Source organism: Curtobacterium sp. NPDC089689 (genome assembly GCF_044749145.1).
Taxonomy (GTDB): domain Bacteria; phylum Actinomycetota; class Actinomycetes; order Actinomycetales; family Microbacteriaceae; genus Curtobacterium.
Map to the genome: position 1 here is coordinate 174,835 of NZ_JBIVHJ010000003.1, position 19,784 is coordinate 194,618.

16 protein-coding genes and 4 tRNA genes are annotated in these 19,784 nt (G+C 71.6%); 12 read left to right on the plus strand and 8 right to left on the minus strand.

The window, feature by feature from the left end:
- The first annotated feature begins 11 nt into the window (after positions 1–11).
- The 7 genes from fliP to csrA are packed head-to-tail and all read left to right on the plus strand — an operon-like array spanning position 12 to position 6,260.
- Positions 12–776, plus strand: a complete 765-nt coding sequence (gene fliP, locus ACIPYW_RS12455) for a flagellar type III secretion system pore protein FliP (protein WP_400414800.1) — start codon at positions 12–14, stop codon at positions 774–776.
- Entirely contained in the window at positions 776–1,051 is a 276-nt protein-coding gene (fliQ, locus tag ACIPYW_RS12460; protein WP_400413982.1) for a flagellar biosynthesis protein FliQ, read from the plus strand. The genes fliP and fliQ overlap by 1 nt, the downstream gene beginning before the upstream one ends.
- Positions 1,051–1,827 carry a flagellar biosynthetic protein FliR gene (locus tag ACIPYW_RS12465; protein WP_290131814.1) on the plus strand — a complete coding sequence of 259 codons (777 nt, stop codon included), beginning with the start codon at positions 1,051–1,053 and terminating at the stop codon, positions 1,825–1,827. Before fliQ ends, ACIPYW_RS12465 begins: the two co-directional genes overlap by 1 nt.
- 4 nt (positions 1,828–1,831) lie before the next feature.
- The gene (locus tag ACIPYW_RS12470; RefSeq protein WP_400413984.1) at positions 1,832–3,040 is read left to right on the plus strand and encodes a flagellar biosynthesis protein FlhB; all 1,209 of its coding nucleotides are present in this window, start codon (positions 1,832–1,834) and stop codon (positions 3,038–3,040) included.
- The gene (locus ACIPYW_RS12475) at positions 3,037–5,091 is read left to right on the plus strand and encodes a flagellar biosynthesis protein FlhA (RefSeq protein ID WP_400413987.1); all 2,055 of its coding nucleotides are present in this window, start codon (positions 3,037–3,039) and stop codon (positions 5,089–5,091) included. The genes ACIPYW_RS12470 and ACIPYW_RS12475 overlap by 4 nt, the downstream gene beginning before the upstream one ends.
- 19 nt (positions 5,092–5,110) lie before the next feature.
- Positions 5,111–5,992: a hypothetical protein gene (locus ACIPYW_RS12480; protein ID WP_400413989.1), complete on the plus strand. Its 882-nt coding sequence runs from the start codon at positions 5,111–5,113 to the stop codon at positions 5,990–5,992.
- Between the two features lie 4 nt (positions 5,993–5,996).
- Positions 5,997–6,260 (plus strand): carbon storage regulator CsrA, encoded by a 264-nt coding sequence (gene csrA, locus ACIPYW_RS12485; protein ID WP_058726010.1) that lies wholly within the window; start codon positions 5,997–5,999, stop codon positions 6,258–6,260.
- Positions 6,261–6,276: 16 nt separating this feature from the next.
- On the opposite strand, the gene ACIPYW_RS12490 is transcribed toward csrA, so the two are convergent.
- The 3 genes from ACIPYW_RS12490 to ACIPYW_RS12500 all read right to left on the minus strand — a co-directional run bounded on the left by ACIPYW_RS12490 (position 6,277) and on the right by ACIPYW_RS12500 (position 9,722).
- The gene (locus ACIPYW_RS12490; RefSeq protein ID WP_400413991.1) at positions 6,277–6,924 is read right to left on the minus strand and encodes a hypothetical protein; all 648 of its coding nucleotides are present in this window, start codon (positions 6,922–6,924) and stop codon (positions 6,277–6,279) included.
- Positions 6,921–7,541: a DNA-binding protein gene (locus tag ACIPYW_RS12495; protein ID WP_400413994.1), complete on the minus strand. Its 621-nt coding sequence runs from the start codon at positions 7,539–7,541 to the stop codon at positions 6,921–6,923. Before ACIPYW_RS12495 ends, ACIPYW_RS12490 begins: the two co-directional genes overlap by 4 nt.
- Before the next feature lie 75 nt (positions 7,542–7,616).
- Positions 7,617–9,722, minus strand: a complete 2,106-nt coding sequence (locus ACIPYW_RS12500) for an acyl-CoA dehydrogenase (protein ID WP_400413996.1) — start codon at positions 9,720–9,722, stop codon at positions 7,617–7,619.
- A gap of 215 nt (positions 9,723–9,937) precedes the next feature.
- Between ACIPYW_RS12500 and ACIPYW_RS12505 the strand changes: the two genes are divergently transcribed.
- Entirely contained in the window at positions 9,938–11,404 is a 1,467-nt protein-coding gene (locus tag ACIPYW_RS12505; RefSeq protein ID WP_400413998.1) for a peptide MFS transporter, read from the plus strand.
- Positions 11,405–11,590: 186 nt separating this feature from the next.
- On the opposite strand, the gene ACIPYW_RS12510 is transcribed toward ACIPYW_RS12505, so the two are convergent.
- From ACIPYW_RS12510 to ACIPYW_RS12530, 5 genes are all read right to left on the minus strand, one after another.
- A complete protein-coding gene (locus ACIPYW_RS12510; protein WP_400414001.1) occupies positions 11,591–11,896 on the minus strand; it encodes a hypothetical protein in 306 nt (101 codons plus the stop codon).
- Between the two features lie 189 nt (positions 11,897–12,085).
- Positions 12,086–15,487 (minus strand): ATP-binding protein, encoded by a 3,402-nt coding sequence (locus ACIPYW_RS12515; RefSeq protein WP_400414004.1) that lies wholly within the window; start codon positions 15,485–15,487, stop codon positions 12,086–12,088.
- A complete protein-coding gene (locus ACIPYW_RS12520; protein ID WP_290131804.1) occupies positions 15,484–16,245 on the minus strand; it encodes a DUF4194 domain-containing protein in 762 nt (253 codons plus the stop codon). Before ACIPYW_RS12520 ends, ACIPYW_RS12515 begins: the two co-directional genes overlap by 4 nt.
- Complete coding sequence (locus ACIPYW_RS12525; RefSeq protein ID WP_400414006.1) at positions 16,242–17,789, minus strand: DUF3375 family protein; 1,548 nt, start codon at positions 17,787–17,789, stop codon at positions 16,242–16,244. The genes ACIPYW_RS12520 and ACIPYW_RS12525 overlap by 4 nt, the downstream gene beginning before the upstream one ends.
- A 130-nt stretch (positions 17,790–17,919) precedes the next feature.
- Positions 17,920–17,992 (minus strand) — tRNA-Val (locus ACIPYW_RS12530).
- A 226-nt stretch (positions 17,993–18,218) separates the two neighbouring features.
- On the opposite strand from ACIPYW_RS12530, the gene ACIPYW_RS12535 reads away from it, so the two are divergent.
- The 4 genes from ACIPYW_RS12535 (at position 18,219) to ACIPYW_RS12550 (ending at position 19,636) form a co-directional block, all read left to right on the plus strand.
- Positions 18,219–18,290 (plus strand) — tRNA-Gly (locus tag ACIPYW_RS12535).
- Between the two features lie 82 nt (positions 18,291–18,372).
- A tRNA-Cys gene (locus ACIPYW_RS12540) sits at positions 18,373–18,446 on the plus strand.
- 15 nt (positions 18,447–18,461) lie between these two features.
- A tRNA-Val gene (locus ACIPYW_RS12545) sits at positions 18,462–18,533 on the plus strand.
- A 353-nt stretch (positions 18,534–18,886) separates the two neighbouring features.
- The gene (locus ACIPYW_RS12550; RefSeq protein WP_400414008.1) at positions 18,887–19,636 is read left to right on the plus strand and encodes a hypothetical protein; all 750 of its coding nucleotides are present in this window, start codon (positions 18,887–18,889) and stop codon (positions 19,634–19,636) included.
- Positions 19,637–19,784 lie beyond the last annotated feature (148 nt).

Here is a 19,784-nt window from a genome sequence, read left to right on the forward strand (position 1 = left end):
TCGGGCTGGCGATGGTCGCCGGCTTCCTCCTGCTCACCGCGTCCGGCGCGCACGCGGCCGTCGTCCAGCCGACCGCGCCGGCGACCCCGACCCCGCCCGCGACGGGCGACTTCAGCGTCAGCGTGAACGGCCCCGACGGCACGCCGTCCTCGGCCGTCGTGACGCTCATCGGCATCACGCTGCTCAGCGTCGCACCGGCCCTCATGCTGATGATGACGTCGTTCACGAAGATCTTCGTCGTCCTCGCGATGACCAGGAACGCCCTCGCGCTCCAGTCGATCCCGCCGAACCAGGTGCTCGCCGGCCTCGCCCTCTTCCTGTCGCTGTTCGTGATGGCGCCGGTCATCGGGCACATCAACGACGACGCCCTGCAGCCGTACCTCGCGGGGCACCTCGACTTCAACCAGGCGGTCGAGGTCGGGACGAAGCCGCTGCGGACCTTCATGCTGCACCAGACGCGCGAGGAGGACGTCGCGCTCATCACCCGCGCGGCCGGTCAGGCGAACCCGAAGGACCTGTCCGACGTGCCGATGACGACGGCGATCCCGGCGTTCATCATCTCCGAGCTGCGGAGCGCGTTCATCATCGGGTTCGTCATCTTCATCCCGTTCCTCGTCATCGACCTCGTGGTCTCCGCAGCGCTCATGTCGATGGGCATGATGATGCTCCCGCCGGTGATGATCTCGCTGCCGTTCAAGGTCCTGCTGTTCGTGCTCGTGGACGGCTGGGGACTCATCATCAAGTCGCTCATCGAGTCGTACCAGGTGGTGCACTGATGGACCAGCAAGCCGTCCTCGACCTCGTGCTCCAGGCGCTCCTCGTCGCCGGCAAGCTCGCCGCCCCCGTCCTCGTGACCTCGCTCGTGGTGGGCTTCGCGATCTCGCTCTTCCAGTCGGTGACCCAGATCCAGGAGGTCACGCTGTCGTTCGTCCCGAAGGCCGTCGCGGTCGCGGTCGCGCTCGTCGTCTGCGGCAACTGGATGATCTCGGAGATGATCGCGTTCACGCACGCCGCGTTCGACATGATCCCGAAGCTGCTCGGGGCAGCCTGATGGAGCTCAGCATCGATGCCGCGCGCCTCGAGGGGACCATGCTCGCGGGCGTGCGCCTCGTGGCGTTCTTCGTCATCGCACCGCCGTTCGCGTACAAGGCGTTCCCGGGCACCGTCAAGGTCGCGCTCGGCATCGCCCTCGCCATCGGGGTCGCTCCGCGGGTGACCGCCGGGTACGCGACGCTCGACACCGGAGCCTTCCTCGTCGCCCTGGTCACGCAGCTCGTGGTCGGGCTCGCCCTCGGCTTCCTCGTGTACCTCGTGTTCGCAGCCGTGCAGTCCGCGGGGTCGCTCATCGACCTGTTCGGCGGGTTCACGCTCGCGCAGGCGTTCGACCCGCAGTCGCAGGTGAACGGTGCGCAGTTCACGCGGCTGTTCCAGATGACGGCGCTCGCGCTCCTGTTCGCCTCGGGCGGCTACCAGCTCATCGTCGCCGGGCTCGTCCGGTCGTTCGACGCCGTGCCGCTCGTCGCCGCGGACGGCAGCCCGGCCGGCTTCGCACTCGGTGGCTTCGCCGGGGTGCTCGTGCACGCCCTGACGCAGATGTTCCTCGCGACGCTGCAGATCGCCGGGCCGCTCGTCGTCGTGCTCTTCCTCGCCGATGTCGGGCTCGGCCTGCTCACCCGGGTCGCCCCGGCGCTCAACGCCTTCCAGATGGGCTTCCCGATCAAGATCGGCCTCACCGTGCTGTTCGCGGGGGCGCTCGTGATGGCCCTGCCCTCCGTGGTGTCGTCGCTCACCGGCGACGCCGTCCAGGCGATCACGGGCAGGGGGTGACGGCGTGTCCGACAGTGGAGAACGGTCCGAGAAGGCCACCGACAAGCGGATGCGCGAGGTGCACCGCAAGGGGCAGCTCGGCCGGTCGCAGGACCTCGGCGCGTGGGTCGGCATCGCGGCGGCGGCGCTGATGATCCCCGCCGCGGTCGGCAACGCGGCGGCGGCGGGGGAGTCCCAGCTCGCGGCGGTGCAGACCGTCATCGCGGACCCGACGATCGGCACGATGAACCGGGTGTTCGCCGAGGCCATGGCGTCCGTCGGCACGATCATCGGCCCGATGCTCGGGGTCACCGCGGTCGCCGTGCTCGCCGCCGCCGTCGCCCAGGGCGGCGTGCACTTCCGCCGGATGGCGCCGCAGCCCGACCACTTCGACCCGGTGCAGGGCTTCAAGCGCGTCTTCGGCGTGCAGGCGTTGTGGAACGGCGTCAAGGCACTCCTGAAGACCACCGTCGTCGGGCTCGTGCTCTGGTTCGCAGTGCAGGGACTCGTGCCCGTGCTCATGACGAGTGGCTCGCTGCCACTGACCGCGGTGCTCGCGGCCGCCGGGGACGGGGTCGGCACACTGCTCCGTGCGGCGATCGCCGCGGGGCTGCTGCTCGCCGCCGTGGACGTGTTCGTGGTCGTCCGCCGGAACCGCAAGCGCACGATGATGACCAAGCGCGAGGTCAAGGACGAGAACAAGCAGTCCGACGGCGACCCGCTGATCAAGTCGCAGCGTCGTTCGCGGCAGATGGCTTTGAGCCGGAACCGCATGATCTCCGCCATCGGCGACGCGGACGTCGTGATGACCAACCCGACGCACTACGCGGTCGCGATCAAGTACGAGGCGGGCAAGTCCGCACCGCGAGTCGTCGCCAAGGGAGCGGGGCCGGTCGCCGCGGCGATCAAGGACAGGGCGCTCGAGGCCCGCGTGCCGATCGTGCAGGACGTCCCCCTCACCCGCGCCCTGCACGCCGCGTGCGAGCTCGGGCAGGAGATCCCGGTCGACCTCTACACGCCCGTCGCCCGCGTGCTGTCGTTCGTCATGCAGCTCGCGGCCCGAGGCGCGGCTGCCGGCACGCACGCCGCGCCGCGTCCGACGACCGAGGCAGAGGTCGCGACCGTGCTCGACCCGACGACGCTCACGGGCGACGTCCGGCCCCGCAAGCTCCGCACCCCGCGCCCTGCTCAGACCCCGCGCGAAGGCGCTCCCACGGAAGGGGTTCCCGCGTGAACCGCAAGGACCTGCCGAAGCTCGCCGTCCCGGTCTTCATCGTCGGCATCATCCTGCTGCTGATCCTGCCGGTGCCGTCGTTCCTGCTCGACGTGCTCATCATCTGCAACATCCTGCTGGCGCTCGTCATCCTGCTCACGACGCTGTTCGTCAAGAAGCCGCTCGACTTCTCGGTGTTCCCGTCGCTGCTGCTCGTCGCGACGCTGTTCCGCCTCGGCCTGAACGTCGCCTCGACGCGCCTCGTGCTCGGTGACGGTTTCGCGGGCGACGTCATCCAGGCGTTCGGGCACGTCGCCGTGTCCGGGTCGATCATCATCGGCGCCGTGATCTTCCTCATCCTCGTCGTGATCCAGTTCGTGGTCGTCACGAAGGGTGCCGAGCGCGTCGCCGAGGTGGGCGCCCGCTTCACGCTCGACGCGATGCCCGGCAAGCAGATGGCGATCGACGCTGACCTCAACGCGGGGCTCATCACGGACGCCGAGGCGAAGGAGCGCCGCGCAGCGGTCTCCGCGGAGGCCGACTTCTACGGCGCGATGGACGGTGCCTCGAAGTTCGTCAAGGGCGACGCCATCGCGGGCATCCTCATCATCGTCATCAACCTCGTCGGCGGCATCGCGATCGGGATGACCCAGAACGGGCTCTCGATCACCGACGCCCTCGGCAAGTACGGCATCCTGACCATCGGCGACGGCCTCGTCACGCAGATCCCCGCACTCCTCATGGCGGTCTCGACCGGCATGATCGTCACCCGCTCCGGTGCCGAGACCGAGATGGGGTCGAGCGCCGCCGCCCAGCTCGGCCAGTCGCGGAACGCCCTCACGATCGCCGGGGTCGCCGCGATCGCCATGGGCTTCATCCCCGGCATGCCGATCGTCGCCTTCCTCATCGTCGGCGGGCTCCTGCTGTTCACCGGGTGGCGCATCGGGCAGAACGCGAAGCGCGAGGCCGCGGCGGCGCCGCAGGCACAGGCGCTCGAGGCGGCGGCACCCGCCGCCGACACCCCGGAGGACCTCATCGAGCAGATGCGCGTGCACGCGCTCGAGATCCTGCTCGCCCCCGACCTCGTCGACATGGTGTCCGGCGCCTCGGACGACCTGCTCGGCCGGGTGCGGGCACTGCGCCGGAAGATCGCGGTCGACATGGGCATCGTGGTGCCCCCGGTGCGCACGCGGGACAGCATCGACCTGCCGCCGTCGACGTACGCGATCCGGATCGCCGGCGTCGAGGCCGGCCGGGGGACCGCACCGTCCCGCAGCGTCCTCGCCCTCGGCGACCAGCTCGACGGACTCCCGGGCGCCGCCACCGTCGAGCCGGTGTTCGGCCTCGCCGGCAAGTGGGTCCCCGCCGAGCTCCGGCACGCCGCCGAGATGACCGGGGCGACGGTCATCGACCGGGTGTCCGTGCTCGTCACGCACCTGCAGGCCGTGATCGGCGACAACGCCGCGCGCCTGCTCACCCGCGAGGACGTCAAGGTCCTCACCGAGGGCGTCAAGCAGGTCAACCCCGCCGCGGTCGACGAACTCGTCCCCGGCATGCTGTCGATGGCCGAGCTCCAGCGCGTCCTGCAGGGGCTCCTCGCCGAGCGCGTCCCGATCAACGACCTCGGCCGCATCTGCGTGGCACTGACCCTCCGCGCGAAGGTGTCGACCGACCCCGAGGGGCTCGTCGAGTCCGCCCGTGCGGCCCTCGGTCCCGCGCTCGTCGCCCGGCACACCGACGCCGGTGTGCTCCGCGTCATCATGATCGACCCGCTGCTCGAGCAGACGATGCTCGAGGGGCTCCGCCCCTCGGAGCAGGGCAGCCAGATCGTCCTCGACGCGCACCGCATCGAGCAGGTCCTCGGCTCGGTCCGCGACGCCGTCCGGTCGGTCGAGGACCAGGGACTCTCCGCCGTCCTCGTCTGCGCGCCGCAGCTTCGGCCCGCCGTGCACCGCATGGTCGCCGCGCAGTCGAACGGCCTGCCGGTCCTGTCGTACCAGGAGGCCACGGCCGCGGGCTCCACCATCGAGACCGTGGGGGTGGTCCGTGTCACCGACGCGGTTGCAGCGTGACGGAGCCACCCTCGAGGCGGTGCGCGACGCCGTCCGCGAGGAGTTCGGCCCCGCCGCCCGGATCGTCGCCGCCGAACGGGTGACGACGCCGGGCATCGCCGGACTGTTCCGCAGGGCCCACGTCGAGGCCACCGTCGAGGTCCCGTCGCCGGACGAGGCGCCCACCGCCGTGGTGGCGATCGCCGACGGGCCCGTGCAGCGCGCGGGCATCGCGGCGCTCCTCGCCGACGCGGAGGCCGCCGAGGCACGCATCATCGCAGCCGACGGCACCGGCGCGACCCGCGCCGACGCGTTCGCGTCGGTCCTCGACGGGTTCGTCGCGGACGGCATCGCACCGGCGTCCGCACCGGTGGTCCGCAGCCTGCCCGACCAGGGCGGGTCGCGCCTCCAGGCCGTCACCGACACCCTGCCTGGAGGCGCGGCGCGCCTCCTCGACGACCCGGCGGTCCTCGACGAGGTCGTCCCCACCGTCGCCGTCGCGTCGCCGGTGCGCCCGGTCGTGCCGTCGGTCCGCTCCGCGGACGGCGACCTCGTCCTGCTCGTCGGCCGTGCGGGCGACGTCGACGCGGTCGCCGGGCTGTTCGCCACCCGGCACGCGCTGCGGCCGACCGCGGCCGCGGACCGGCGCTCCGGGATCCTCGCGCGGGCCGACGGCGTCCGCGACGGCGCGACGGTGCTCGCGGTCGCCGCGTGGGACGACGCGGCGACGATCGAGGCACTCGGTGCCGACCAGGTCTGGCTCGTCGTCGACGCGGGACGGAAGACGGAGGACGCCGCTGCGATGCTCCGGGCGGTGGCGGCGCGTGCGACCGTCGCGGGCGTGGTCGCGATCGGTTCCGCGGAGACCGCCACGCCGGAGTCGGTGCACCTGCTGGGAGTGCCGGTCCTGTCGCTAGGCTGACGGGGTGCTGGTACTCACGCGGAAGGTCGGCGAGCGGATCCTCGTCGGTGACGACATCGTCATCACGGTGCTCGACGGCCGTGGCGACGGGGTGCGCATCGGCATCGACGCCCCGCGCGGTGTGAAGATCCAGCGCGAGGAGGTCGTCCGGGCGGTCATCGAGGCGAACGCCGAAGCCGCCGCCGCCGCGGGTGCTGCCGACGACGACGCCGAGGCCCGGCTCCGCCGTGCGCTGGGCGACCAGGGTGGTCCGTCCGCCGGGTCCTGACCGTCCGCCGCTCTTCCTAGAGGAGGACGACCGCTGCGGCGAGACCCGCCCAGCAGGTGCTCGTCAGGGTGCCGACGATGAAGCGTTCGCGCGCCGCGGGGGAGTCGAGCTCGGAGAACCGGCCGAGGCCCTTGACCGCGATCACCGCGGCGACGATCTCGAGGTGGCCCACGAGGGCGGCGCCGACGATGGCGAAGCGCTCGAGGAACCCGATGACCGCGCCGCCGCGGAGGACCTCCGAGGGCGGCGGGACCGTGGCGTTCCCCAGCGGTTCGTCCGTCGTGCTCACGAGGATGCCGCCGTGCGTGCCCCGGCGGACGTCGCCGCGGCGCAGGTCGCTCCGCATCGCGACGCCGAGGACGGCCCCGGTGACGGCGCTGCCGGCGAGGATGCCGAGGAGGCAGACCGCTGCGGCCAGGACGGTGCCGACCACGGGGTCCGGGGCGGTCGCTGCGAGGCCGACCACGGCGGTGCCGGTGCCGGTGCCGGTTCCTGTGCTCGTGCCGGTGCCGATGGTCCCGGTCGCGAGGCGGATCGTGAGGAGGGCCAGGAGCACGACCACCGGCGGTGCGGCCCGGACGACCGGGGGCAGGGGACGGACGGTGCTCCAGACGGCGGCGGCGAGCACGACGACGGAGGCGGTGGTCCAGAGTGCGGCGGTCACGGTGTGGGCTCCTCGTCGGTGGATCGGTCGGCCGACTCCAGCAGGGCGGCCAGCGCGGCGCGCACCGGGGCGTCGCTCCGGAGCTCGGCCGACGCGTACCGCTTCGCGACCGCCTGCGGTGTGATGTCGAGGCGGGCCGCGGCCTCGGTCCGGGACAGGCCGGCGTCGAGCAGGTCGGCCAGTTCCCACCCTTCGGCGGAGCGGCGGCCGAGGGCGCGGACGGTCTGTGCGACGAGCGGCTCCACCTCGGACGTGTCGCGCGAGGCACCCGGTGCCACCTCGAGCGCGAAGCGCTCCGGCGTGGACTTCGCACGCTCGACGGCCGCCCGCGCCGCGTAGAACGCCGGGCCGGTGGCTGCACGGGTGGACGTCGGCAGGGGTGACTCGACGGCTCCGACGCCGACACCGATGCTCCAGCCACCCTGCCGCGTCAGCGCTCGGACGACGTCGACCGCCGCGCCCCCGGAGGACACGAGCACCTGGAACTCGTCGCCCGCGGTGCGTTCCGGCGGCAGCACCGCGGCGCCTCCGAGGACGTCGGACACTCGCCGCAGTGCCGCCTCGACCCGGTCTGATCCCGCTCGGCTGTCGATCTGGTCCGCCGTGATGACGATCATGATCCCTCCCGGCGTCAACCCTACAAGGTTGACAAACGCACAATCAACCCCACAAGGTTGATCGCCTGGGACAGATCACGGGCGCGGCTTCTTCTCCTGCTCGGGCAGGCGCCCCGCGGCGGCCTCGGCGGCGAACCAGGCGCGCGCCTCGTCCTGTCGCTCCCGCTCGGCACCGAGCGCGATCGGTGCCCGCACGTGTCCGGGCTCGTACCCGAACGTCTCGAGCAGCTGCGGCACGACCGGGCGGACCCGGGCGACCAGTCGGTCGATGTACGCGGACACGGCCCGGGCGCGCTGAGCGGTCAGACGCCCGTGCACGAGGTACCAGCCGAGGTGCTGCTCGAGCAGGCCGAGGGCGAACATGTCGCGGAGCCAGACGAGCACCCGCCGGGTGTCACCCTCGGGGACCTCGTCGAGGGCCTCGGTGAAAGCGTCCCACTGCATGAGCTCGGCGTGCGCCTTCGACGCCTCGATGAGTTCGTGCTGCGAGCGGTTCAGGAGCAGCGCCGCGCGGTCCCGGTCCTTCCCCGCGCCGGCGAGCCGTATGCCGATCTCGGTCACCATCGTGTCGACGCGGCCGGCGAGGAGTTCGCGCTGGGTCGTCGGGTCCTGGAGGTCCGTCACGCTCGCGGCGAGGGAGCCGCGGTCGGCGAGGGTCTGCTCGAGCCGCCGGATCCCCATGGCGTCGGCGAGCTTCGACGCTGCCGTACCCGCGACGAAGCGCGCGGTCGCCGCCGCGTCCTTCGGTGCCCGCGCGCGGAACTCGGTGAGCAGCCGCTTGCCGACGAGCTGGAGCAGGACGGTGTTGTCGCCCTCGAACGTCACGTAGACGTCGAGGTCGGCGCGGAGGCCGGTGAGGCGGTTCTCCGCGAGGAACCCGGCACCGCCGCAGGCCTCGCGGCACTCCTGGAGCGTGTCGAGCGCCGACCACGTCGACATCGCCTTGAACGCGGCTGCCTGCGTCTCGAGGTCCTCGCGGCGCTGCGGCGTGTCCTCACGTCCGCTGAACACGTCGTCGAAGGTCCGGAGCAGCTTCTCGTGCGCGAACGACTGCGCGAACACGGTCGCGAGCCGCGGGATCAGCCGGCGCTGGTGCCGGCCGTAGTCGAGCAGGACGCCCTCGGTGCCGTCGCCGGTGGGGAACTGCCGTCGCTCCATCGCGTAGGTCAGGGCGATCTGCAGACCGATCTTCTGCGCCACGACCGCCGCACCGTCGAGCGAGACCCGGCCCTGCACGAGCGTGCCGAGCATCGTGAAGAACCGACGGCCGGGCGACGCGATGGGGGAGCTGTAGGTGCCGTCCTCGGCGACGTCGCCGTAGCGGTTCAGGAGGTTCGTCCGGGGCACGCGCACGTGGTCGAAGTGCAGTCGACCGTTGTCGATGCCGTTCAGGCCGCCCTTGTAGCCGTCGTCCTCCCCGCCGACGCCGGGCAGGAACGTGCCCTCGTCGTCGCGGATCGGGACGTAGAACGCGTGGACGCCGTGGTCGACGCCCTGCGTCACCAGTTTCGCGAACACCACGGCGGCCTTGCCGTGCAGGGCGGCGTTGCCGATGTAGTCCTTCCACGCACCGCGGAAGGGCGTGTGGATGACGAACTCCTGCGTGTCCGGGTCGTACGTGGCGCTCGTGGCGATGCTCTGCACGTCCGACCCGTGCCCGGTCTCGGTCATGGCGAAGCACCCCGGGACCTCGAACGAGACGATGCCGGGGAGGAACTCGCGGTGGTTCCGCTCGGTGCCGAGGTGGTGCACGGCGGAACCGAAGAGGCCCCACTGCACGCCCGCCTTGATCTGCATCGACGGGTCGGCCGTCGTGAGCTCCTCGAACGCCGCGAGGTTCCCGCCGTGGTTGTCCTGGCCGCCGAACTCCGGCGGGTACGGCCGCTGGATCGCACCGGCCTCGACGAGGATGCGCAGTTGGTCGAGCGTGCGCGACCGGGCGTCGGCGTAGGGCATGCCCTCGATCTTGTGCATCGCCGGGTCGAGCGCGAGGCGACGGGAGATCCGCCGGTCCTCGGCCCACCGGCCGAGCAGGAGTTCGGCGACCAGGTCCACGTCGATGTGCACGTCGGCAGCGGTGGACCCGACGGGGGTGCCCGCGGCGGGGTCACCGGCGGCGTCGGCCTTCGGGGTGCTGGCCTTCGGGGTGCTGGTGCTGTGCACGGGCGCGGTGTCGACCATGGTCGGGAGTCCTCCTGAACTGCGGTGTCCGGTGTTGCAGAACCCACGCTATGCATTCCGCCTGCTCGTGACGTGAACGCCGTGCAGGCAGGACAAACCACGGTCGGGGCAGGCCGCTCGTCCTCGTGGGAACCCTCCAACCGGACACCGCACAGTTTTGTGAGCACCCGTCGACGATTGTGCCGCCGCGCCTCGTCCGGGGCAGACTGTGCGGCATGTCAGGTACCACCGCTCCGGGTCACGAGCCCAGCACGAAGCGCACGTTCTTCGGACAGCCGTTCGAACTGTCCACGCCGTTCGCGGTCGAGCTGTGGGAGCGGTTCTCGTTCTACGGCATGCAGGGCATCGTCCTGATCTACATGTACTACTCGCTGACGCAGGGCGGGTTGGGCATCGACAAGGGCATCGCGAGCGGGATCATGGGCGCCTACGGCGGCGCGGTGTACCTGTTCACGATCATCGGCGCCTGGGTCGCCGACCGGCTCGTCGGCGCGGACCGGACGCTGTTCGGCAGTGCCGTCGTCGTCATGCTCGGCCACATCGCGCTCGCCGTCCTGCCGGGCGTCACCGGCGTCGGCGTCGGACTGGTCCTCATCGCCCTCGGCTCGGGCGGGCTGAAGGCGACCGCCACCACGATCGTCGGCGGTCTCTACACGAAGGACGACCCGCGCCGTGACGCGGGCTTCTCGCTGTACTACCTCGGCGTGAACCTGGGCGCGTTCTTCGGCCCGCTCCTGACCGGGCTGCTGCAGAGCACGCTCGGGTTCCACTTCGGCTTCGGCCTCGCCGCCGTCGGCATGGCCGCGGGTCTCGTGCAGTACGCCATCCGTCGCCGCCACCTGCCCGAGGTCGTCCGGCAGGTCACCAACCCGGTCGACCGTCGACGCCTGCCGCTCGTGGCCGTCCTGGTCGTGGTGGCGCTCGTGGTGATCGTCGCCGCGGTCCTCACCGGGCTCCTCAACGTCGGCAACCTCCCGACCGTGGTCGTCGCGATCGTGGTCCTCGCCACCATCGGGTACTTCGTCGTGATCCTCGGCAGCGGCATCAGCGCCGAGGAACGCTCGCGCGTGTTCGCGTTCATCCCGCTCTTCATCGCGAGCGCCGTGTTCTGGTCGCTCTACCAGCAGCAGTTCACGGTCGTCACGGTCTACGCGGACCAGCGGCTCGACCGCTCGCTGTTCGGGTGGGAGATGCCGGTGTCGTGGGTCCAGTCGATCAACCCGGTGTTCATCATCGTGCTCTCCGGCGTGTTCGCCGCGATCTGGACGAAGCTCGGCGACCGTCAGCCCTCGACCCCGACGAAGTTCGCCCTCGGCACGGGCATCATGGGCGTCGCGTTCCTGCTCTTCCTGCCGTTCGTGCGCTCCGGCGAGAACGGCACGCCGCTGCTCGCACTCGTCGGCATCCTGCTCGTCTTCACCATCGCCGAGCTGCTCCTGTCGCCCGTCGGGCAGTCCGTCGCGACGAAGCTCGCACCCGCGAAGTTCCAGACGCAGATGGTGGCGCTGTTCTTCCTGTCGGTGTCGCTCGGCACCGCGGCCACCGGCGTGCTCTCGCGCTACTACGACCCGGCGAACGAGGCGCCGTACTTCACCGTGCTCGGCCTCGCGGCGGTCGTGGTCGGCGTCCTGCTGCTCGTGTTCGCGAAGCCGGTCCTCCGCCTGATGCGCGGCGTCCGCTGACCAGCGCGCCCGGCCACGGCGGGCGGTCGCACCGGGTAGGCTGGTGTCGCCAGATCGCCCCCCGGAACCAAGGAGTCAGGACATGCTCGAAGTCATCGCAGGCGTCATCATCGGGATCTGCGTGCTCGGCGGCGTCGGGCTCTGCATGGCCACGGCGGCCATGATGAAGAGCGGCTCCGAGGAGTACTAGGCCCGCTCGCCGGCCCCGGTGGCCGCTGCCGGCTCGACCGGCACCAGTTGACGACTCAGGACGGTCGCGCGCTCGAAGGGGCCGCGGCCGTCCGTCGTGTACGCGGGCTCGTCGAACGCGACGGTCCACGTCCGCTGCGTCCCACTGAGTTGGCTCCCACCCGGTGCGACGATGACGCCGATCGGTTCGTCGGCCCAGTGCTCGCCGCCCTGCTGGCCCGGGTCGACCACCTGGACGAGCGCCCCGATCCCGAGGCCGGGGCGGTCGTCGGGGCGAGGACTGGGGGAGCGGCGTCCGAGCACCCGCCCACCGTACTGTCCGTCGCCTGCCGGAGGTTGTTTCGGCGACGGCGGTCACGACTCCCCGCGTGCGACGTGCTGGCCGGTCACGATGCGTCGTTCGGGCTCGGCCGGGCCGACCGTTCGTGACCCCTGGCCGGATGTCGGCGGGGTGTCGCGACCATTCGCGCCCCGTGTCGCGGCGCCCGCAGGCTACGCGGACTCGGCGCCGGGCGCGACCCGCGCGATCTCGGTGATGGACGAGTGGCCCGTGTCGGGGTGCTTCCGCATGGAGAGCAGCCGCTCCATGGACGGTTCGAGCGCCGTCACCTTGTCGAGCGGCGCGCTCACCACGAGCTGGAAGCCGAGCCGGAGCCACGCCGTCACCGCACGCCCGGCGAACTCCGAGTCCGCCTTGATGAACGCCTCGTCGAGGAACACCGGCGCGAACCGGGGCCGCGGCCGTGTCTCGTCACCGAGCTGGTACCGGAGCGCGGCGCCGACGATGAACGCCACGAGCTCCTGCGTCTCGCCGCCGGACTTGTCGCCGAGCGACGAGTACACGCCGAGGTCGTTCCCGTCGACGTCGTACCGGACCGCGGTGATCTCCATGTGCCGCCGGACGTCGAGCACGGCGTCCCGGGCGGTGGTGCGGCCACGTGGTGCGGCGGAGTCCGGCCGGATGATCGCCATGAACCGGCGGAGGCGACGGAACCGGGTCTCGAGCACGTCGTCGGTCAGCTCGGTGTCCACCGAGGCCGACAGCGCGCGGAGCTCCTTGCGGAACGACGCGACCTCTTCGCGGGTGACGCGGCGGATGACGATCTTCAGCCGGTCCCGGTTCGCGCCGAACGGCAGCTCGCGGAGGATCTCGTTGACCGGCTCCAGGCGCTCCTCGATCTCGACGACGGCCCGGTCGAAGGCTCCTGCGAGCGGCACGAGGTCCTCGCCGCTCCACTGCGAGAGTCGGCGGCGCCACTCGGTCCGACGGGCGTGGAGGCCGGTTGCGAGGATCTGCTCGAGGATCGCGTGGTAGTCCTCGTAGGAGGCGACCCCGGTGCCGAGGTTCGGGTCCGGCCAGGCGTCCTGGTACCGCTGGAACGTCAGGGTCAGGGCGTTCGAGGCCGAAGCGGCACCGTCGAGCGCCTGCGACAGCCGCTCGTCGAGCCGTCGTCGCAGCCGACGGGTGGCGTCGTCGAAGCCGTCGATGCCGTCGGGAGCACCGACCTCCTCGAACGTCTCGGACAGCAGCTGCGCCTGTTCGTCGTCCGGCAGCGAGTCCGGGGCGTCGTCGAAGCGTGCGAGGATCTCGGCGGCGGCGTCCTGCCCGTCGACGAGGACGCCGTGACGCTCCTCGAGTCGCGAGACCGACAAGCGCGCCGCGGACCGGCGGTCGGAGGCCTCGTCGAGGGCGGCCCGGAGCCGAGCGACCGTCGCCCGGAGCGTCCGGAGACCGTCGTCGGCGGCGAGCAGCGCCTGGCGTTCGGCGTCGAGCTGCGCGAGCGACTCGTCCAGACCCGCGACGTCGATGCCGTCCCAGCTCGCGTCGACCACGTGCTGGTGCGCGGTGCGGAGGGCGTCGAGCGCGGCGATGTCCTGCGCGACGTCGGTGCGCCGGGCCTCGAGCGTCGCGAGGTCCTCGGCGATGGAGGCGAGCTCCTGCTCGACCGCGGTGACCCTGGCCTCGTTCGTGAACCCGATGACGTTCGCCTGGCGCCGGTCGCCGTGTGCGCCACGTCGACCGTCGCGGAGCTGCCCGGACCGCGTCACGCGACGGCCCCCGCCGCCGAGGTCGCCCGCGTCCTCGACGCAGCGGGCGTCGGTGCGGTCCGACTCGATGCGTTCGCGCACCCAGGTGCTGAACGGGGACGGCTTGATCGCGAGCTTGCCGGACACCATCGACGGGTCGCCGTCGAGGTCGATGTGCGGCCCGGTGGGGACGCCCTCGAACTGGACCCGCACGGGCAGCCGGAGGGAGTCGATGGCCTCGCTGAAGGCCGCGAGGTGGTCCTGGTCGACCAGGAGCGTGCGGGCGACGGGCGCGAGCACGGACTCGATCGCCGTCCGCCAGGCTTCCTCGCCCGGGAGCACGTCGAGGAGTTCCGCCACGAAGGGCAGGTCGGCGGGGTCGGTGCCAGCGGCGCGGGCCATCGCGACCCGGGCCTCGTGCATCGGCAGCGGCATGGCGCCCTGGCGGTGCTCGAGCGACTGCCGTTCCTGGCGCAGGGTGCGTTCGCGGTCGAGGAGCGGGTACTCCTCGCGGGTCAGGGCGTCGCGGCGCTGGTCGAGTTCCTGCCGAGCGGTGGCGTACGTCCCGAGGAAGTCGTGCGACGCCCGCTGCGCCGCGGAGAACCCGGTCTCGGAGTCGACCGTGGTCTCGAGGACGGCGGTGCGCTCCTCGAACACGGCGCGGGACCGGGCCGCTGCGTCACGCTCGCGCGTGCGGCGGTCGATGCGGTCCTCGAGCTGCGCGAGCGCGTTGCCGCCCTGGTCGCGGAGCCGGGCCTCGGCGTCCCGGAGCTCGATCTCGACGGCCGCGTGCCGAGCGGACGCGGCGGCGACCTCCGCGCGTGCGGCCGTGCGCTCGCGGGTGTTCCGGGCGACCTCGTCGTCGAGGAGCGCGCGCTTCCGGGAGGCCGTCCAGTGTGCGAACGGGGAGACCTCGGCGCCGGTGGCGATGCCGTCGAGCGCCGCGGCAGCCGCCTTCGACCGGGCGATCTCGGCGTGGAGGTCGACGATGGGCGAGAGGATGCGGACCTTGCGCTCCTCGGTGTCCATCGCCTCGTACGCCTCGTCGAGGGCCGAGAAGTGCGCGAGGGCACGGTCGGCCGCCTCGTAGGTGGCGGGCGTCTCGAGGACGAGCGACTTGTAGAGGGCGTCGACCGTCGGGAGGTGCTGACCGGCCTGGATGCGGGCGAGCAGGCGCATCGCCCGGTTGCCGCCGCCGGAGTCACCGATGCCGAGCCGGGTCTGCAGGGTGTACGCGAGCTCCTGGTAGGTGTCGCGGATCACGAGCCCGGGCACGCGGCCGGTCAGCTCGAGGTGGTGGAAGCGCGAGGGCACGAACTCCTCGAGCCGGCGCAGGTCGAACGTGTCGTCGACCGTCGCCATCGTCATCTGGATGTCGCCGACGCCGCGCGCCCGCTTCGGCACGATGTACGCGCGCAGCACGGTGAAGCGACGCTCGTCGTCGTTCCGGAAGGTCACCGCGACGGCACCCCACGTCGTCTGGTCGTCGCCGCGCAGGTTGACGTCGCGGAGCGCGCCGGTCTCCGGGTCGCGCTGGGTGTCGACCTTGCCGCGGAGGTACGTGAGCAGGTTCCGCTGGTCCGCGCCGCGTGCCCGACCGGTCGTGGTGTCGTTGGACGCACCGTTGAAGGGCACGTCGGACGGCATCATCACCGCGAGGTACGCGTCCATCAGCGTCGACTTGCCGGTACCGGACGCGCCCGAGATGAGGGTCGCGGTACCGGACAGCTCCACCTGGCGGTGGCCGTGGAAGCCGCCCCAGTTCACGACCTGCATCGACTCGGCACGCCACTGCGCCACCGTGTCGAAGAGGGCGGGCATCGCGTACTCCTCGTACGCGGTCGTGCCGGTCGCGGTGTCGGTCATGCTGCCGGCTCGCCTTCGTCGTCGGTGTCGGTCGGCTCGGCCTGGAGGCCCGGCTCGGCTCCGGCGGTCGCCTCGCCGTCTCCGCTGGTCGCGGTGCGGAGCCAGGTGTCGAGCTCGAGCAGCCGTTCGAGGGGCAGGAGCACCTCGACGACGCTCGCCACGCGGAAGCGGTCCGGGTCGGTGGTGCGGAGCAGGATCCGGGCGCGGACCAGCCGCTCCACGGCGCTCGCGACGCGGGCCTCGTCGCGCGTGCGGTCGGTGGAGCCCGCTGGGAGGAAGCCGGCCACGTGCCCGAGGATCTCCGAACGGTCGACGACGACCTGGTCGGGGCCGGGGCGGGTGTCGGCGCGGAGGCGCATGCGCAGGTAGACGAGGACGATCGTCTCCTCGCGCGTGTACGGGACGTCGCGGAGCAGGGTCGGGAAGGCCCGGCGCTGGCTCTCCGAGCGGGCCTGGCGCTTCCAGGCGACCTCGCGGTCCCGGTCGACGTGGAGCTCGAGGAAGAGGTCGTTGAGGCGCGACCGGAGCTGCCCCTCGGCGTCGAGGACCGCTCGCCACTCGTCGGCGTGCGTCCGGGCGCTCACGTAGGTGTGCCGGAGCAGCGCGACCAGCGCGCGTCGCTGCGGCTCGTCGAGACGACCCTCGTCGCCCTCGAAGAGGGCGAAGCTCGTCTCGTCGCGGTCCTCGTCCTGCGGGACCGTGTCGAGGCCCTCGAACCCGGCCGTGTCGTCGACCGGTGCCGGCGTGGTGTCGCTCACCGTGCCTCCTGTGCGTGTGGTGCTGTGGGTGCTGGGTCGTGCGCTGCGTCCTGCTCGGCCGTGGCGTCGCCGTCGGCGAGGGCGGCGGTCGGCATGTGGAAGGTGACCGCGCTGCCGTCGGGCCGGACCGTGTGGTGGGCGACCACGTGCCGGGCCTCCTCGAAGTCCGGTCGGCCCGTGAGCAGGTGTGCGAGGCCGAAGAGCTCGACGGGTCGGCGGTGCTCGTCGGGCAGGCCGTGGAAGGCGGCGGCGCTGGTCGTGTCGACCGCGGACCGGAGTGCGTCGCGCAGCTCGGCGAGGAGCGGGCCGCCGTGGCGCCGGAGCGTGTCGACGTCGAGGTCGTCGAAGACGTCGTCGTCGGGCTCCTCGATCGGTGGCGGCACCGACTCGTTGTCCGGGTCGTAGAAGCGTTCGCGGAGGGTCTCGACCTCGGCCGGCTCCGGCAGGAGGCCGAGCGGGACGCGGTCCCGTGCCGATCCCCGCTCGATCCAGGCCGCGAGCCCGCGGTTGACCGAACGGAGGACCGCGTCGAGCTCGCGGTCGCGGACGACGTCGTGCGCGACGATCTGGTCGCGGAGGGTCGCGGTGAGCTGTCGTCGACGGGCGAGGACGTCCTCGATGCCCTGCCGCAGGATGCTGACCGTGTTCCGGAACGCGCGGCGCTCACCCGGCTCGAGTGTCGAGGCGAACGGGTGCGTGAGGATCGTGCCGATGTCGTCACGGAGTCGGAGCAGGAGCGCGTCGTCGCGGAGGAGCTCGAACGCACCCTCGAACGCGCGGCCCTCCGGCGTCGACTGCATGAGGTTGTCGGTGCGGGCGAGGTAGTCGTCGAGGATCTCGCCGATCGGGCGGACCTCGCTGCGGAAGTCCTCGACGATCGAGCGGTGCATCGTCGCCACCGCTTCCTCGACCCGCTTGAAGTCGCTCGGCAGCTGGCGGATGAGGTCGGAGATGTTCGTGTACCCGTCGCGCATCCGGTCGTCGTCGACGGTCTCGACCGTGTCACCGCTCGCCAACCGGTCCCGCTCCGCCTGGAGCTCGGCGATCTGTGCGTCGAGGCGGCGGATCTGCACGTCGGGGTCGGGTTCGGCGCGTGCCGCCCAGCGGTGCACGGCGTCGACGATCATCGCGAGGCGGCTCTCGCTGATGAGGGCCCGGTCCGCGCTCAGGGCGTCCACGAGGCTCAGCGCCTCGAGGGCGTGGCTCGTCAGGGAGTACTGCTCGTCGCCGTCGGGGGAGTTCGACCGCACGAGCCACTGTGCGGCGACCCACTCGCGACAGAGCGCCCGGCCGTTCGGTCGTGTCTCCTCGACGTCGCCGCCCTGCTCGCTCGCGGGCACCCGGGCGCCCATCGCCTGGAGCCGGGCGACGTGCTCCTCGACCTGGAGGTGCATCCGGTCGGCGGGGACGTACTGGACGTCGCGGTCGAACACCGCGCGGAACACGGCCACGACCGCGGCGCTGGTCGGACGCGAGAGGAGCCGGAGGGTCGGACGGTCGAGGACGGCGCGGACGCGGGCGAACTCGAGGTCGACGTCGGTCATGTGCCCCTGTGGATCGTTCTGCTGGTGTCGGATTGCTGGAGTCGGCGTGCGTCGTCTGCTTGCCGGAACGACGAGAGCCCGACGCGTGCTGCGTCGGGCTCTCGGTCGTGTCGTCAAGCGACACAGCGGGTGGGCGATACCAGACTCGAACTGATGACCTCTTCGGTGTGAACGAAGCGCGCTACCAACTGCGCCAATCGCCCGCTGCACTTGTCGTGCCAGTCGATAGTAGCGGATGCGCGAGCCGGTGCCGAACACGACGTGCCGCCCGGGTGTGGCGCGGCGCTTCGATGCCCGTGCATCCGCGTGAACACGGGGGACACGCCCGGTGAACCGGAAGGATTTTGGCGGATGCGCCAGGGTTCGTATAGAGTTTACGACGTCGCCGAGACGGCAGGCCAGCACGAAGGGCCAGCCGAGCAGCGACATGCGGATGTGGCGCAGTGGTAGCGCATCACCTTGCCAAGGTGAGGGTCGCGAGTTCGAATCTCGTCATCCGCTCGAGTGTCTCGACCTCCGGGTCGCGACGACTCACCAGAGGGTATCCCACCGTTCGGGTACTCACGGAGACGTGAACCTCGATGGTGGGGTGGCCGAGAGGCTAGGCAGCGGCCTGCAAAGCCGTCCACGCGGGTTCGAATCCCGTCCCCACCTCCAGCTCCACACTCCTCTGGGCGATTGGCGCAGCGGTAGCGCGCTTCCCTGACACGGAAGAGGTCACTGGTTCGATCCCAGTATCGCCCACAAGACGAAAACCCCCGGGGATCCGGGGGTTTTCCTGTTTCTACCGGCACTGTCCGGCGCTCGGATCAGGTGCAGTGGCACGCTTCTGGCACGATCAGCGAACGCTTCCGCCGCCCAGCGTCTCGCCCGATGCCGAGGAGGCGACGCTGCTCACACTGCACGGGACGCCGACGGTTCTCGCCGGGACGATTGCATGCGCCGCGGGGAGCCCAGCTCGTCGCACTCCGGGAACACCTCGTGGAACCGGTCGATGTCGTGGACCTCCACCTGCCGGGGGACGTTCGTACCGGACGCCCGGATCTCCTGCAACGACATCAGCTCACTCACCGTCGGATCCCGCATCCTCTGGCAACATGACGACCGTGGACCCGTACGACCCTCCCGCTGCGGAGAGCCTCGACGTCGTCGCCGATGGCTGGGCCCGCGAGCTCCTGCGGGGCGTCGGAGACGATGTCCCACCGCACCTGGACGAGTTCGATGTCGGGTACCAGGCGGTGGACACCTGGCACGGCGGGAACCCGGACCCGGCGCTCGCAGTCATCCGGCAGGCACTCCTCGATGTCGGAGCCATCACCCGACTCCGGTCCTCAGCCATCGGCGCGCTCGAACGGAGGAGCGCCCGCTGGGCCGTGCAGCGCGGCAGGGAGCTCCCGAAGCCGCTGTCGGAGAACCGCATCTGGGAGGTGACGGACGTGGACCGTTTCGAGGAGACGATGGGCCGGTTCAACCGGTACTTCCGCCCGCTGCCCGCCGACGTCCGCGACCGCATCATCTCTTGGGCGTCCCGGCCGGAGACGAACGCTGGAGCACCTGAACGAGGTTGGCTCCTCGACGACACGATCGACCGGCTTCGACACATCGCGGGGAGCGAGGAGGTCAGCACCGAGACGCGTGCCCGATTCCTTCGCTGGTACAACGCCACCTACAAGGGCATGTACGACGACTTCGCCGGGCAGCTGTGGAGGTGGCTCAACGCTGAAGGGGCGCTGCGGAAACCGACGCCCGCGGAACGCACTCGACTCGGACTCATCCCCGCCGGCACCCGCGTGTGGGACCGGGACCGACTCTCCGCCGCGCTCCCGGAGGTGACCCTCGAGCGGTGACGCCCCTTGCTCACTCCGAAGGCCTTGCGTAGAGCGGCCCGGCGTAGGAAGTGGCAGCACGATCGTCGTGACATGGCACCGGCCTCGATCGACGGTCCCTCGAGACCTGGCCCGGCGGAGACCTGGATTCGCATCTCCGGATGCCGCG